A 14474-nucleotide genomic window follows, 5' to 3' on the forward strand; every position below is an offset into this window, starting at 1 on the left:
TCGCCTTCAACGCGCCATGATCTTCCAAGCGCGGTGGATCTTGCCGTTGCGGGCGAAATCCGGATCGATGGTCTTGGCAGTGATCTCTTCCACTGCATAGCGCTCGCCGAGGTTGTCCTCGAGCTGGAACTTGCGGAAATTGTTGGAGAAGTACAGCACACCGCCCGGCGCCAGGCGCGCCATGGCCAGGTCCAGCAACTGGACGTGGTCGCGCTGCACATCGAACACACCTTCCATGCGCTTGGAGTTGGAGAAGGTCGGCGGGTCGATGAAGATCAGGTCGTACTCGTCACGACTGGCTTCCAGCCAGGCCATCACGTCGCCCTGCTCCAGGCGGTTCTTGTCGGAAAAACCATTGAGCGACAGGTTGCGTCGCGCCCAGTCCAGGTAGGTTTTCGACAAGTCGACACTGGTGGTGCTGCGGGCACCGCCCTTGGCAGCGTGGACGCTGGCGGTCGCGGTGTAGCAGAACAGGTTGAGGAAACGCTTGCCGGCTGCTTCCTTCTGGATCCGCAGGCGCATCGGCCGATGGTCGAGAAACAGCCCGGTGTCCAGGTAGTCCGTGAGGTTGACCAGCAGCTTCACGCCGCCTTCGTTGACCTCGGTGAACTTGCCTTGGGCGCTCTGGCGCTCGTACTGCTTGGTGCCGCTCTGACGCTCGCGGCGCTTGATCACCACGCGGCTCTTGTCGACGTTCAGTGCCTGGGGAATGGCCGCCAAGGCATCGAACAACCGGGCCGAGGCCTTTTCCGGGTCGATGGACTTCGGCGCGACGTATTCCTGGACGTGTACCCAGTCATGGTAGAGGTCGATGGCCATGGCGTATTCCGGCATGTCGGCGTCGTAGACCCGGTAACAGTCCACGCCTTCACGCTTGGCCCACTTACTCAGCGTCTTGAGGTTCTTTTGCAGGCGATTGGCGAACATCTGCCCGCCTTCGCTCAACCGCGCCTGCTCGACCACAGGGGCTGGCGCCGGCGCCGGCTTGATCGGGTTGCCGTTCTTGTTGTACTGGCGCTCTTGTGGCACTTCCGGGGTTTGATCGTAGGCGGCCTGCTCACGCTCGGCCTGGCGCTGTTCCGGAGTGCGACGCTCGCCGGTGACGAACTGGTCCGGCAGCACCTTGATCAGCAGCAACTTGCACGGCAAGGCACCGTTCCAGAACGAATACTGCTTGTGGCTGCGAATGCCCATGCGCTTGCCCAGGTCCGGCGCGCCGGTGAACACCGCCGCCTCCCAGTTCAGGCACGCCTGGCGCAGGCGCTCGCCGAGGTTCTGGTAGAGGTAAAGCAGGCTGGCTTCATCCCCCAGGCGCTCGCCATAGGGAGGGTTGCAGATCACCAAGCCTTTCTGGTTCTGGTCCGGGCGCGGCTCGAAGGTGGCGACTTCGCCTTGATAGATCTTGATCCACTCGCTCAGGCCCGCACGCTCGACGTTGTTACGGCCCGGCTGGATCAGCCGTGGGTCGGCTTCGTAGCCACGAATCCACAACGGTGGCTTGGCCAGCCCGGCGGCGGCGCGCTCGGTGGCTTCTTCGTGCAGTTTCTTCCACAACGCCGGCACGTGGCCGAGCCAAGCGGTAAAGCCCCACTGCTGGCGACGCAGGTTCGGTGCCATATCGGCGGCGATCATGCCGGCTTCCACCAGGAACGTGCCAACACCACACATCGGGTCGGCCAGCGCCCCGCCTTCAGCGGCAATGCGCGGCCAACCGGCGCGGATCAGGATCGCGGCGGCGAGGTTTTCCTTCAGCGGCGCGGCGCCTTGCTGCAGGCGATAACCGCGCTGGTGCAGACTGTGGCCGGAAAGGTCGAGGGAAAGGATCGCTTCGCCGCGGTCCAGGCGCAGGTGGATACGCAGGTCCGGGTTGAGCTTGTCGATGGACGGTCGCTCGCCCGATGGCGTGCGCAGCTTGTCGACGATGGCGTCCTTGACCTTCAAGGCACCGAAGTGAGTATTGTCGATACCCGAGCCATGGCCGCTGAACTCAACCGCCAGGGTGCCATCGGCCAGCATATGGTCTTGCCAATCGACATCCAGCACGCCGTGGTAGAGGTCTTCGGCGTCTTTCATCGGGAAGCGCTTGAGCACCAACAACACACGGTTGGCCAGGCGCGACCACAGGCACAGGCGATAGGCCGTTTCCATGTCGGCCATGCCGCGCACGGCCGAGGTGTGCTCGCGCGCCTCTTCAAGGCCAAGCCCGACGGCTTCCTCGATCAGCAGGCCTTCGAGGCCCTTGGGGCAAGTGAGGAAGAGTTCGAAACGATCGGACATGGGATTTCCAGAGCCTTTGGCTAAGTGGACCGGGCAACGCATTGCCGGGCCGGGTTCAGTCAGGTGCTTTTCTCAAGAGCACCCGCGTGGCACGAAAGTGTGCCGTGCCGCCCTCGCTGCTCAGGTTAAAAGAGCTTAGATGCGAAGGCAGATAAAAAATTCTGTGCAACAAATTGTGAAAAACTCGACCCTTTCGTCGAATAGTACCCGAGTGCAACGGGTGGACATTCTCATTCGAGAAAGGGCAGCCCCTGTTGGCGCAGGGCCGATCATACAGGGGTCTCGCTCAAAAGCGGTCAACGAACATCAAGTTACTTATCGCCCTAACATCTTTATTGTTACGTGCTTATGACAAAACGATCATTCCATCCCTGTGACGCTTTGGTTAGAACTCAACACAGGTTGACGTCGCAACGGCGTCAACACCTCGGCTCGTCACGCCGGCAACGAGCCACCAACGGCAGAATGATTCTGCCCCGGCCTCGATAGAGGTCGACGCTAAGCAACAGTCAACAAGTGAGGGCAACACCCTATGAGAAGACTTAAGCGTGATCCGTTGGAAAGAGCATTTTTGCGTGGTTACCAATATGGCGTTGGTGGTAAATCCCGTGAGCTTTGCCCCTTTACTCTACCGTCGGTACGTCAAGCCTGGATCAATGGCTGGCGAGAAGGACGCGGCGACAACTGGGACGGTATGACCGGCACTGCGGGTATCCACAGACTCAACGAACTTCACGCCGTCGGCTGACACAGGGCTTATTACTCAAGAACTCGACAATTTGACATCCCAATCGATTTAACCACGCACGTCCCATCCGGGCGGCGGGCTACGGCCCAGGGGGCTCCTTCGAGGAGCCCTTTTTAATGCCTGGGTTTCATGGGCACTTACGAATGCCTGAGCTGTGAACATTATTGTGGCGAGGGAGCTTGCTCCCGCTGGGCTGCGCCCTGTAGGAGCTGACGAGTGCAACGAGGCTGCGATCTTGCTCCAGACAGTTGAGTCGAGAGCGAACGACCAAGATCAAAAGATCGCAGGCTACGCCAGCTCCTACAGAGTCCAGCGGGAGCAAGCTCCCTCGCCACGATCAGCGCCGAACTTTAACCCTCGGTTCACCCCAACGCCGCAATCGCATCCACCGACTCACGAATCAACGCCGGCCCCTTGTAGATGAAGCCCGAGTAAACCTGCACCAGGCTCGCCCCGGCGGTGATCTTCTCGGCGGCATGCCGGCCTTCGGTGATCCCGCCCGCCGCAATGATCGGCAAGCGCCCCGCCAATTCAGCGGCCAGCACCTTCACGGTGTGGGTGCTCTTGTCACGCACTGGCGCGCCAGACAAACCACCCGCCTCGTCACCATGCTCCAGCCCTTCGACGCCTTCGCGTCCCAGGGTCGTGTTGGTGGCGATCACTGCGTCCATGCCCGTCTCGATCAGGGCCTGGGCTACCTGGGCGGTCTCCTCGTCGGTCATGTCCGGGGCGATCTTGATCGCCAGGGGCACGTGCCGGCCGTGGGTCAACGCCAGTTCCGCGCGACGCTGGGCCAGGTCGGCCAGCAGTTGCTTGAGGGAATCACCGAATTGCAGGCTGCGCAGCCCCGGGGTGTTGGGAGAGCTGACGTTGACGGTCACGTAGCTGGCGTGGGCGTAGACCTTGTCCAGGCAGATCAGGTAGTCGTCGACGGCACGCTCCACCGGCGTGTCGAAATTCTTGCCGATGTTGATGCCCAGCACACCCTTGTACTTGGCCGCGGCCACACGGGCCAGCAGGTGATCGACGCCGAGGTTGTTGAAGCCCATGCGGTTGATGATCGCCTCGGCTTGCGGCAGGCGGAACAACCGTGGCTTGGGGTTGCCCGGCTGTGGTCGCGGCGTGACGGTGCCGATTTCGACGAAACCGAAACCCAACTGCGCAAAGCCGTCGATGGCCGCGCCATTCTTGTCCAGGCCCGCCGCCAACCCCACCGGGTTGGGGAATTCCAGGCCCATGACCGTCACCGGCACGTTCGCCGGCGCCTTGCACAGCAAACCGTTGAGGCCCAAACGCCCGCCCGCGCCGATCAGGTCCAGGGACAGATCGTGGGAGGTTTCCGGGGAAAGTTTGAACAACAGCTGACGGGCCAGGGTGTACATGGGTGGGTTTGACTCTGGGCGATAAAAAGTGACGGGATTATACCGAGCAGGAGCGTCAGCGGCGAGAAACGCGTTGATTCCGAGGGCCATCTTTGCGTCGACGCGCCGCGGCCCTTGCCTCGGAGCGTTATTTGATAGTTGAAAGCGCAAAAAGCCTGCAAAAGATCGATGTAGCTGCAATGGCAGCCCCCCGGTAGCCCTCTGTCACACAGGATAAGAATAATGCCCGTCTCATCTTTAGGTGCACCTATAACTCAATACACTCCAGATGAATCTGCTCGCACCGGCAAACCAGACACGGTCATTGATATCGAAAGGGGCTCAACCGACACCATTGTCGAGATGCTCTACGAAGGTATCCCTGCCGAGCAGAGAAGCCAACTCTCACCGCAAGACACAGCAACCGCACTGAAGAATCTCGAGGAGGAACTCAATGAAATCATTACAGAGCTGAAAGATAGCGCCGACATGCGCGTTCATGCATTCATTGAAGGCATCGAATCGAAGATAAACGGCGATGCCGATGGCACGCATTGCAACAATGATGATTCGGTGAGCATTGACATGAGTATGGTCGCGTGCTCAACCCATTTGCCACGTTCCAACGCATCCATACAACGCGCCCAAACCATCCTTGATCAGCTCAGTGATTTCCTAGGCAAACTGACCCGCAACGAATTCGAAGGCGATCTCGGGCGCTGGGCCAGCAACCTGACTATTTCCGGGCTACGCACCGGCTTGGTTACCGGCGCCCTCACGGTGATTAGGCAACTGGTCGGGTTCGCCCTGGAAAAAACGTTCCAATCCAACGCCACTTCGCCACTGACACGCAGTGTTATCGGTGCGATTGTCCAGAGTGTCGGGCCGCTGCTGAACATCCTCGGCGCGATCAGGGACGAATACAATGGAACCGCAACCCTCGAAACGCGCGTGGCGAGGGTCCTCACCCTCACAATATCGGCCTTGGCTCTGGCCGCTGCCATCGCCGTGCCCTCCGCACTGCCGGCATTGGCGTCCTCCGGCTCGCAAATGTTGTTCTACACATTTGCCCAGGATCTGGTGAGCCTGTTCTGTCCCACGGGTGACAATACAAAACCCAACCCCGGTGGCACGGCAGCCGCAGGCGCACTGAATGCCACGCTACAGTTCCTGTCCTTCACCGCGATGAACTACACCGCTCCACACTCCGGTGCCGGGTATGCCATGGCCCAGGGGAGCAAACCTCCATCGTCAGAAACGGAAGGTTTGGCCTTTCAATTGTCGGCCTGGGTGGAACAACAGGCCAATAGGCCGCATGATCCGAATCTGTCGGTGGAGGCCCGGGCCGAGCAAATTGCCGAATCCCTGGCCCCGGTACTGGGACACGATTTATTGCGGGGCGTCTACAACGCCGGGGCCGACGTCGCCGGGCAACTGCTCATGGGCGAAGTAATGCACGCCTTCCAAAAAAATCCCTCTGAAAAGCGCTTTCGGATTAACCCCATTTCTGTACGAATGCCTACTGCCGAACAGGCGGCCAATCAACTCCTGTCCACCAATGCGATACGAACCTCCGTGGGCCAGATAATCATGGCCGTCGTCGTCTCCGCATCCCGCTACTTCTCAACCTTGCCCATTTCAAAAGAAATGGTCGACCATATCGCCAACACACTGGTCGCCGCCGTCGTGTTCGCGGTACGTCCCGGCACCGCTTACATCAATGAACGCACCACTCCCCCAGCAAACGCTTGATTCATTGGATTGCCTGGAATACGTCGTGGCGAGGGAGCTTGCTCCCGCTGGGCTGCGCAGCGGCCCCAAGAAAGGGCCGCTTCGCGCCCCAGCGGGAGCAAGCTCCCTCGCCACGAAATCACTGCCTGCCCTCTCTTCCTTTAACAGGTAGGCATCGCCCATTTTGCCGCCTTCACCACTCACTCTTCTCCCAAGCCTCATCCCCCATCGGCTGGAACACATCCCGCATAAAACCCTTCACGAAAACATCCATCGCAAACGCCAACCCATTGGCACCGCTGATCTCCTTGTAGATCTGTGACTTGTCCAATCCCTCGTCCTTCAATCGCACCAAGACCTGCAATGTGATCGCCATCAACGCCTGGGCGGTGGGGTACGCTGCCGTTGTGCCATCCGGCCCTCGCAACGTACGGAGGAACTCATGAATCGCCTTTTCCCCCTGCCCTTCCATCGCCAGCAGCAATTGATACAAATGCTCGAACTCAGGGTTGGGACGCTTGCTGTCAGGTGTTTGCTCGCTGGCCGCCAACAGCCGTGATTCCAATGTCTGGACCGGAGCATTCGCGTCGTGATCGAGCAGGCCGGAAACCATCATGGATTCAATCTTCATGGCGCACCTCGGCAGGGTCGGTTGGCGAAGACTCGATGAAGCTCGCGCACACATCCGCCAGCGCCTGTCTCGAGGCCTGGTCCAGGGATCGAACCGTCGCCGGCAAATTGGCGATGCTCGCCAATAACCGGGACTCCAGCCGTTCCCGGGTCGTTTCAGCATCGAATTCCAACAGTTGATCCGCTAGCCGCAGCACATAGCGATCCTGCGGGTGGTATTCAACAATCAGTTCACCGGCCCGTTGCCTGCCCAGGCTTTCACGCAGCGCAGGGCCACGCGGGCGACAATGCAGCGGCAACAACAGATGCAGCACCGCGCCCGAGTCGCCCGCCTGTCCGGCCAGCCAGCGCTCGAGCATTTCATCCAGCCACTCGGGGCGACTCAAGGCTTGCCCGAGCAGATCACTGGCGGCCCGGGCCAGATCGTTGCGCAATTGCAGCCCGAAGGTTTGCGTCCTCAGCAAAGCGTCGGCCAGATGCTCGCTCGCCCGCAGGATGCCCTCGGCATAACCCTGTCGAAACGCCTGCGCATGCACGGCCTCGGCGTCGCGGAGGGCCTGTTCGACGCACTCACGGGCGCGGCGCTGGGCTTCGAGCTGCAAGGCATGACGGCGACGGGCGGCGGCTACGTCTTCGCGAGCCAGATGCACGTCTTCGTCCAAGGGCAAATCAGTCAGGGTTCGGATGGAGTCGAGCATGCTGCACCGCCAAGAAGAAAAGGGTTGGGGCCGGTTGAGGAATGGGCCATTGCTGGTGCAAACGAACCACCGGCTCGGAAAACTGCAAATCGAGGCGTTCGAGCAAAAGATGAGAGACCTGGTCGCGCCAACCCCACAACGCGTTGAGACCGGCCGCTTCGACCTGTGCCATCGAAACTGGCGCACGCTCGATCGGCAGGCCGCCTCGCGGGCCCAGGTCGAAGCTGGCAAACCTTCGGACCGACCCGGGCAAACCCAGCAGCACTGCGCCTCGCGCCAGCTCGGGCATCAAGCGATAAGCCCCCATCAACCGGGCGATATAGGGCAATTGCCGCCAATAACGAACCCATTGCTTCGTCACACCGGTCAACGGCACGGAAGGCCACGGCCCTTGCAGTCCCAACCCTTCGAGCAGGATGCGATTGAGCACGGTACGGGCTTCGATTCCGTCGAATTCCGCAGATACGACCGTGCGCTGGGGGTGCAGATACCCCAAAGGTTCGGCGAGGATTTGCTCCAGGCACTCAAGCTCCGACATCACGCCGTCCTGCGCTTGACTGGCGATAGACCCAAGCGCCACCACCGGCCAACAGCACCGCACTGGTCGCCGCCAACCACCACGGCCACGGCGAGCGCCCCGACGTGGCGACTACCGACGGCGCCACATGCTGGATCGGGGAACGTTTGGACAGCACCACCGAAACGTTCTCGTACTCCACCGCCGCAAAACTGTTCTTGAGAAAACGCTTGATATCGGTGATCAGCAATTGCGGTTCGACATCGGGCTCATGCAGCACCACCGCCGCAAGATGGATAGGCGGCGACTTGCGCCCGCCCTCGCCGGCATCCAGGTCGTAACTGACATGGACCCGCGCCGATACCACGCCTTCGAGCACACTCAGCGACTGTTCGATGCGCTGCTCCAGCGCTGAATACAAGCGGGCCTTTTCAGCACGGGGCGAGGCCACCAGGGAATCGGATGGAAACATCTCGGCCACTTGCAGGCGTGGCCGGGAGGGCAATGAATAGAGATTGAGCAGATCGACGGCAGCGGAAAAATCGTGGGCGTCGATTTTCACCGCATAGCCGGTTTTGCCAGTGTCGACTTTCACCGCCGCGATGTTGTTGCGTTGCAGCACCGACAGCACTTCATTGGCCTGTTGCTGATCCAACCCTTCCAGCAGGTTCGGCTGGCGACACCCCGCCAGCGCCAGGCACAACAGCAGCAACAACACGCCCGGCTTCATGATGCGCGCAACAGGGTTTCTGCGGTGCCTACGGCTTTGCGCACCAGCACGTTGAGCAAGTTGATATCCACGTTGTATTGCCCTGTCAGCTCCTGCAACTGGGTCAAGACTTCAGGGTTGGTGACATCCGGGCGCTGCAGCAACCGATTGATCGCTGAAACGTCCTGTGCGCTGTCTACGGCGGAACCGGCAAACGCTTCGATCATTCGCGACTCAAGTGAAACGATCGGGCTTTGCTGCGGGCCACGCAACTCAACGAGGGCGGACCGCGCGATAAGGGAAGGGTCGAGGCTCTGGAAGGGCATACGGTGTACTCATGAAAGGGCCACCGTCTTGCGATGGCCCGTCGAAGGGAAAACGTCAGCGAGCGGCCTGGATGATCGCCATGTCGATATCCTTGAAACCCTTGATCGTGTTGGTCTGGGCGTTGCGGAATACCGTGTAGGAGGAGAACGCGGTCTGGTAGGCCGCTAGCAGTCCGGGGTTAGAGGCATCGTTGTGCAGCTTTTCAAGCGCTTCGTCCAACGCCTCTTTGAGCTTCTTCGCCCCTTGCTCGAACGCGTTGGCTTGCTCGCCGAGAAAGTCGTCGGGAAATATGATGGGTAAACCGATATCAGCCATTGCTCACCTACTGTGTCTGTTTGGAAAAAAGCCAGGACGAAGGGCTCGTCTTGACGTAGCCCTGCGGGCCGGTTTGAAACGACTTGCCTTTGAGCACGTCGTCCCTGAGCTCGACAGTGAAATGCACGTAGCGATCACCCCACTGCCGGTAAAAATCGTCGACGTACTGGCGTGCGGCGGCCAGCTCGGCGTCCTGCAGGTTGCCCTCGATGGTGTACGAGACAGCATCCGTGTGTTCGACCCGGCTGAAGGTCAGTGCGAGACGTTGCAAGCCGCCCTGAGCCCGATCGGCGAGCAGTGCGTCGTCCTGCATCTGCAACACGATGTCCCGGGCATAAGGTGCCGCCGCGAGCAGCACACCGAGCAGCTTGGCCTGCTTGTCGGGCGTGAGCAGGTTGCGTTGCGCGCTGAGCAGCAGGCGCGGCTGCGACGGTTCCTTGAGATCGAGAAAATGCCAGGCCAATTGCGGATCGTGATCAACCAGTACTTGCTCCAGCCGACGCCGCTCCTGATCCGGCAGCAGGACCTTGCCGTGCAGGCTGGCGTGGCGCGCCAGCACCTGTCGGCTCCAACCGGCATCGCGCTCGGAAGACACGAAGACATAAACCCCATCGTCACGACCGCGCAGCACCTGGACCGGCGCACTGGCGCCAGCGATCAGGGCTCGAATATCGGTTTCAGGCGCCGGCCCCGGCATCGAGCCAATGCTGACCGCCACGACCAACGCAACCAGCGCCAGGGCACCGCCGCCCCATCGGGTCCAACGGGCGTCAGGCCAACGGATGGCAGCGCCACCAGCGCGTGGGTTGTCCTGTGGCTGAGTGAGGCATTCGGGCGTCCAGGGTTGACCCCCACACTTGCAACCCGCCAAGCGGCACCCTGGCCTGGAACGCACAGTGGCGCATTTCGACCAAGTCACCGAGCAAACGCACCGGCACACCGTCCGGCGTGGCGTGGTCGGCCAGCACCTCGAAGTTGCAGCCACCTTCCTCCAGGGGAATAAAAATGGCATCCGCCGGCACGCTGGCGGCACCTGCGCCATCCCCCCACATCGCCACGGCCCCAACGACGAACAGGGTCGTGCCCTCGCCAAGCGGAAACTCGCAGCCCTGCAACGGACCGTTGAGGATCCGCAGGACGCAGGGCTGTAATGGGGGGGCCGTCGGGACTGTCACCGTCCAAACTCCAGGAAGGTCGAATGAGCAGGTAGGTTAGAGGGGGCGGTCGCGGGATTCCTGATCCAATTCTGTCGATTGCATGCTGCAAAGGATCAGAATCCTGCACGGGGCCCGTCCGTGACGCCGTCAGTCCCCGGCCTGGGTGATCACTTGGTAACGTTGCCAGACTTTGCGCGCATAACGCAGCCGCGCCGCTTGGCGATCCGGGGCATTGCCGGCGTTGTAGGCGCCGACCGCCGTCCAGTTGTAACCGTAACGGGCGATAAACCCGGCCAGCACCGAGGCACCGACCTCTACCGACAGGCAAGGCTCATCCAGCAGGCGTTGCTCGGTGATGCCTTGGGCGCTCAAGCGCGATAGATGAATGCTGTTGATTTGCATCAGCCCGATATCGCGAGTGCCATTGCGGTTGTGGTTGATGGCGTCCGAGCGCAGGCCCGATTCGACTTCAGCAATCGCTTGGAGCAGTTCGGGCTCGATGGCGTGCAACTGCCCCGCCCTGCTCCAACACCAGGCCTGTGCCTGGGGCGTGCCAAGGCCCAGGCCAAGGCACACCGGCAGGCACAGCCAGGTTTTCCGGCGCCGCTTCATGCCAGGCGCCTCTCGCCGATCCAGGTCGGCTGCTCATGAATGCGCACCCGCAAGATCTGCGCCCGGACACAACCCGGGTCATGTTCCAGGCACTGGTCGATCATCTGCGCCGCCTGCTCGTTGCGTCGCCAGAACCAGTGATGCCAGGCATGAAAGTACAGCACGTCAACCTGGTCGGCCGACAGCTGGCAGCGCCGGAACAACACCTGGGCCGCCTGCTCGCAGCCGCGCAAACTGGTGAGCAACGCCAGGCGCGTCAGTGCGGGGATGCTGCCGGGGTCCAGCGTCAACGCACTGGAAACCGCCGCATGCGCCTCTTCGATGGCACGCTCCGGGTCACCCAGGCCCATCATCGCCCGCCCCAGCCACACATCCGCCAAGCCACACCAGGGCGGTGCGTATCCGGCGTCGAGTTTCAAACACTGCCTGAACAATACAAGGGCATCGCACAGGCTTTGCACCGTGTGCTGCTGCACGCTGCACAACCCATTGAGATACGCCACCGCCGCCGAATAGGACCCGCAGCGATCACCGACCGGACGCAACCCGGGTACACGCTGGGCAACCAGGCTTGTCAACACGCCCAGCGCTTCCCCAAGATCACAGGCATCCAGCGTCTGCCCATGCAGCAGAGATTGATCGCAGCCACGAATCAACTCGACCGACCAGTGTTGCAACCCGCCCGCGCCAATAAAACGCCCGTTCAAGCAATAATCCGCCGACAACCGCCCGGCCAACGACCGCACATCATCCGCGGCCCCGCAGGCCGTGATTACCCCAGAGGGAATGACATGCAACGCCTCGCCGAACGCCGTGGTCAGCTGGCGAATCATCAGGTCTTGCAGATCCAGCGCGGCGATTTCGTCCAGATTGCGCAAAGGCAACACCGCCAACGACGGCGCCCTCGCCTGGCTCGTCACATCGAGCTCGACCACGGAACCGGTGAACCGATAGCCCTGGCCATACACTGTGGCGATGTAATCCTTGTTCTCCTTGAACAACTTGCGCAAGGCATAGATACATCGGGTCAACGACTCCCCCGCCGCATCCATCCGCGGCCAGACCTGGTCCAGCAAATAATCCTTACTCACGACCGTGCCCGCCGATTTCAACAACAGGCGCAGCACGTGCAATTCTTTGGGTGGAACATGAACTCCTTGTCCATCTCGCATCAGCGTTCCGTCGCTTTGCAACAGCCAGTGGTCAAAAACGAATGACTTGGCCGGGGTTTGATCAGTTGCACTGTCCATACGTTGAGACTTCTCTATAGAAAGTTACTGAAGCGCGATTGAGCCTGTGGTAGACACAGGCTCGGGATGGCGAGCTGCGTGACTATAGGAAGATGCGTGGGGGGATTCCGTAGGACAGAATCCATACATCATCAAGGAAAACACCTTTACGACTGTAGGAAATTACGCCCGAGCTAGCCAAGATGAACTGAGCAATGGGACCCAAAACAACCAATATGTCTCAAAAACTCGAGACACCAGTAGCTGTTGGCGTAGCTGATAACCACAGTTCAAACTAACAAGCCAGCCTAGCACGAAAACCGCCCCCCTTATTAAGCCCAGATGAATAAGCGTGGGTTTAGCTTTTACTTGGATAAGAGATACTATCCTTACCCCAGACTCTCATAGCCGCGTCAATAGCGGTCCCGCCATCCACCATCGCCACCAGCAACTGAAGTTCCTGCCCACTTATTTGTCCTTCACGAAGATCATCTTGGATAGAACCGATTCGCCCCTGTACATCTCGGACTTGACTTCTATCAGAATCAGTTAATTTTTTTCCACCTACAACGCGAGAAAGATTCTCCCTGATCAGATTATTCAGCACCACCTCAGTATTACCCTTCAAATACCCAGTCGTATTCTCAACAATCAATCTATTATAGGGAATACCGCCTTGCCAGCTCGCGTGCCTTTCGGGCGTAAACATGTTTTTGTGCTCTAGATAAATTATATTATGCCCCATCAGCGCAAAAGGTTCTAAAGCACCACTTCTAATTCCTATAAGGCCACCGCCTGTGCGCTGTAGAAGACGATCCATGAAATACCATTGATTCTCTCGGGGCGCCAACAAACGCTCACCATCAACTTCTGCCGACCAGAACTGACCAATATGAGGCCGTGCGGATGGCCGAAAAGGTTGTCGATTCATCCAAACTTCAGTACCATTTTCATTTTTCGCTCTATTCAGATAAGTATCCGCAACCAAATACACATCCTTACCTTCTTTCTCAAGTGCATCCGCAATCAACTCAAACATGAAAGGTCTTGAGATCGCCTCTGCCTCTCGCTCATTAGCATACTCACGATCAGCAATCCACAAAGCAATCGCACCCTCCTTTATTTCTTGATGCTCGACTACACTATTGACAAGACTATCAATAACCACCTTATCCGTCAGAGAAACCAGCTTACTTAACTTCTCCCGTATTTCCGAATGCTTCTTATCTTTTCCCAACCCATCTTCATTACGAAAATACCTATTCAGAATTTCCGTTGTCGCTGACACATGAAAAACATGCTCAGTTTTATCCGTAGAATTGGATAGCGGAGACAAAAAACCAGATTGGTGCGAAAAGCCGGCACGAGTCTCACCTTCGTCTAAACTTTCTCGAGCCTGCTTTAAGCTTCCCCCCTTGTAAGAAAGTACCGAAACACGTCGACTTGGGTCAAACTCACCGTTAACCGATAGCGCTTTTTCCACGACGCGCGCAGCCTCTTCTGCACTGGCTTTTTCTTTTGCGTCCCCCTCAGTATAAGCGATCGATATTTTTAACCTAGGCTCGACCAAGGCCGCAAAAATAAGACTATAGCGATCACCAGTGGCATACCCGGGCAAAAAGACATTTATATCTCGCTCACTATCGGTCAATAATTTTTCATAAGGCATATCACGAGAGTGAAGATAGGCGATACCTTGAAGCGTTGAGCTATCCATACAAAAAAACTGATTATCGACAATCTGCTGCTTTGAAATCACAGAATCTAATTTAGCGCTTATCTCTTGCGCTTGCCTAAGCGCCTCACAACCTATTTCCCGCTTAACTCCAAACCCCTCACATACCGACTCTTCATATAATCTATTTAGAAACACTTTCCTATCATTGCTTTCTAGACCCTCACCAAAAAAAACCCCTTCACCATCTACCGAACCCTCGGTATCAAACAATGATATACACTTCCAGCCTGCAGCAAATTTTTCCTGATTACGATCAAGATCAAACTCCGGGGATATCTGCTCAGCTTCGACTAACGGAGAAGGAAGCTCACTCCTTATAAATAGTCGATTCGGATCTCGAGACAGGTCGTTTTTGCAAAACCTCTCCGCACCAACTGCCGTATTAATAAACATTCCAATCGTATTTGGCACTTTCTCTTGTCCAC

At 58.7% G+C, this 14474-nt stretch carries 15 protein-coding genes; 2 read left to right on the forward strand and 13 right to left on the reverse strand.

The annotated features are described in order from the left end of the window. Positions 1 to 6: 6 nt before the first annotated feature. Positions 7 to 2277 carry a bifunctional 23S rRNA (guanine(2069)-N(7))-methyltransferase RlmK/23S rRNA (guanine(2445)-N(2))-methyltransferase RlmL gene (gene rlmKL / locus J3P88_RS21070; protein ID WP_434571414.1) on the reverse strand — a complete coding sequence of 757 codons (2271 nt, stop codon included), beginning with the start codon at positions 2275 to 2277 and terminating at the stop codon, positions 7 to 9. Positions 2278 to 2809: 532 nt separating this feature from the next. Here rlmKL and rmf point away from each other — a divergent pair. Further along, positions 2810 to 3025 (forward strand): ribosome modulation factor, encoded by a 216-nt coding sequence (gene rmf / locus J3P88_RS21075; protein WP_003223300.1) that lies wholly within the window; start codon positions 2810 to 2812, stop codon positions 3023 to 3025. A gap of 362 nt (positions 3026 to 3387) precedes the next feature. On the opposite strand, the gene J3P88_RS21080 is transcribed toward rmf, so the two are convergent. Continuing rightward, positions 3388 to 4407, reverse strand: a complete 1020-nt coding sequence (locus J3P88_RS21080) for a quinone-dependent dihydroorotate dehydrogenase (protein ID WP_434571416.1) — start codon at positions 4405 to 4407, stop codon at positions 3388 to 3390. Positions 4408 to 4629: 222 nt separating this feature from the next. Here J3P88_RS21080 and J3P88_RS21085 point away from each other — a divergent pair, with 222 nt between their 5' ends. Further along, the gene (locus J3P88_RS21085; protein ID WP_434571418.1) at positions 4630 to 6138 is read left to right on the forward strand and encodes a hypothetical protein; all 1509 of its coding nucleotides are present in this window, start codon (positions 4630 to 4632) and stop codon (positions 6136 to 6138) included. Between the two features lie 172 nt (positions 6139 to 6310). On the opposite strand, the gene J3P88_RS21090 is transcribed toward J3P88_RS21085, so the two are convergent. The 11 genes from J3P88_RS21090 to J3P88_RS21140 form a co-directional block, all read right to left on the reverse strand. Further along, complete coding sequence (locus J3P88_RS21090) at positions 6311 to 6748, reverse strand: hypothetical protein (RefSeq protein ID WP_434571420.1); 438 nt, start codon at positions 6746 to 6748, stop codon at positions 6311 to 6313. After that, the gene (locus J3P88_RS21095; protein WP_434571422.1) at positions 6738 to 7445 is read right to left on the reverse strand and encodes an oxygen-regulated invasion protein OrgB; all 708 of its coding nucleotides are present in this window, start codon (positions 7443 to 7445) and stop codon (positions 6738 to 6740) included. The genes J3P88_RS21090 and J3P88_RS21095 overlap by 11 nt, the downstream gene beginning before the upstream one ends. Continuing rightward, positions 7417 to 7983, reverse strand: coding sequence for a secretion system protein (locus J3P88_RS21100; protein ID WP_434571423.1), 567 nt, complete (start codon positions 7981 to 7983; stop codon positions 7417 to 7419). The genes J3P88_RS21095 and J3P88_RS21100 overlap by 29 nt, the downstream gene beginning before the upstream one ends. Further along, positions 7970 to 8692, reverse strand: coding sequence for an EscJ/YscJ/HrcJ family type III secretion inner membrane ring protein (locus tag J3P88_RS21105; protein WP_434571425.1), 723 nt, complete (start codon positions 8690 to 8692; stop codon positions 7970 to 7972). The genes J3P88_RS21100 and J3P88_RS21105 overlap by 14 nt, the downstream gene beginning before the upstream one ends. Then, a complete protein-coding gene (gene sctI, locus J3P88_RS21110; protein WP_434571426.1) occupies positions 8689 to 8997 on the reverse strand; it encodes a type III secretion system inner rod subunit SctI in 309 nt (102 codons plus the stop codon). The genes J3P88_RS21105 and sctI overlap by 4 nt, the downstream gene beginning before the upstream one ends. 55 nt (positions 8998 to 9052) lie before the next feature. Continuing rightward, entirely contained in the window at positions 9053 to 9313 is a 261-nt protein-coding gene (sctF, locus tag J3P88_RS21115; RefSeq protein WP_434571428.1) for a type III secretion system needle filament subunit SctF, read from the reverse strand. A gap of 7 nt (positions 9314 to 9320) precedes the next feature. Continuing rightward, positions 9321 to 10184, reverse strand: coding sequence for a PrgH/EprH family type III secretion apparatus protein (locus tag J3P88_RS21120; RefSeq protein WP_434571429.1), 864 nt, complete (start codon positions 10182 to 10184; stop codon positions 9321 to 9323). Next, the gene (locus J3P88_RS21125; RefSeq protein WP_434571430.1) at positions 10084 to 10488 is read right to left on the reverse strand and encodes a PrgH/EprH family type III secretion apparatus protein; all 405 of its coding nucleotides are present in this window, start codon (positions 10486 to 10488) and stop codon (positions 10084 to 10086) included. Before J3P88_RS21125 ends, J3P88_RS21120 begins: the two co-directional genes overlap by 101 nt. 129 nt (positions 10489 to 10617) lie before the next feature. After that, entirely contained in the window at positions 10618 to 11082 is a 465-nt protein-coding gene (locus J3P88_RS21130; RefSeq protein WP_434571432.1) for a transglycosylase SLT domain-containing protein, read from the reverse strand. Continuing rightward, positions 11079 to 12332, reverse strand: a complete 1254-nt coding sequence (locus J3P88_RS21135) for a winged helix-turn-helix domain-containing protein (RefSeq protein ID WP_434571433.1) — start codon at positions 12330 to 12332, stop codon at positions 11079 to 11081. Before J3P88_RS21135 ends, J3P88_RS21130 begins: the two co-directional genes overlap by 4 nt. A gap of 337 nt (positions 12333 to 12669) precedes the next feature. Next, a complete protein-coding gene (locus J3P88_RS21140) occupies positions 12670 to 14460 on the reverse strand; it encodes a hypothetical protein (protein WP_434571434.1) in 1791 nt (596 codons plus the stop codon). Between the last annotated feature and the right edge of the window lie 14 nt (positions 14461 to 14474).

This window comes from Pseudomonas sp. Z3-6, assembly GCF_051131985.1.
Classification (GTDB): Bacteria; Pseudomonadota; Gammaproteobacteria; order Pseudomonadales; family Pseudomonadaceae; genus Aquipseudomonas; species Aquipseudomonas zanjanensis.

Coding starts and splice junctions, on each gene's coding strand:
- rlmKL (WP_434571414.1), bottom strand. CDS start 2,277: ATGTCCGATCGTTTCGAACTCTTCCTCACTTGCCCCAAGGGCCTCGAA.
- rmf (WP_003223300.1), top strand. CDS start 2,810: ATGAGAAGACTTAAGCGTGATCCGTTGGAAAGAGCATTTTTGCGTGGT.
- J3P88_RS21080 (WP_434571416.1), bottom strand. CDS start 4,407: ATGTACACCCTGGCCCGTCAGCTGTTGTTCAAACTTTCCCCGGAAACC.
- J3P88_RS21085 (WP_434571418.1), top strand. CDS start 4,630: ATGCCCGTCTCATCTTTAGGTGCACCTATAACTCAATACACTCCAGAT.
- J3P88_RS21090 (WP_434571420.1), bottom strand. CDS start 6,748: ATGAAGATTGAATCCATGATGGTTTCCGGCCTGCTCGATCACGACGCG.
- J3P88_RS21095 (WP_434571422.1), bottom strand. CDS start 7,445: ATGCTCGACTCCATCCGAACCCTGACTGATTTGCCCTTGGACGAAGAC.
- J3P88_RS21100 (WP_434571423.1), bottom strand. CDS start 7,983: ATGTCGGAGCTTGAGTGCCTGGAGCAAATCCTCGCCGAACCTTTGGGG.
- J3P88_RS21105 (WP_434571425.1), bottom strand. CDS start 8,692: ATGAAGCCGGGCGTGTTGTTGCTGCTGTTGTGCCTGGCGCTGGCGGGG.
- sctI (WP_434571426.1), bottom strand. CDS start 8,997: ATGCCCTTCCAGAGCCTCGACCCTTCCCTTATCGCGCGGTCCGCCCTC.
- sctF (WP_434571428.1), bottom strand. CDS start 9,313: ATGGCTGATATCGGTTTACCCATCATATTTCCCGACGACTTTCTCGGC.
- J3P88_RS21130 (WP_434571432.1), bottom strand. CDS start 11,082: ATGAAGCGGCGCCGGAAAACCTGGCTGTGCCTGCCGGTGTGCCTTGGC.
- J3P88_RS21135 (WP_434571433.1), bottom strand. CDS start 12,332: ATGGACAGTGCAACTGATCAAACCCCGGCCAAGTCATTCGTTTTTGAC.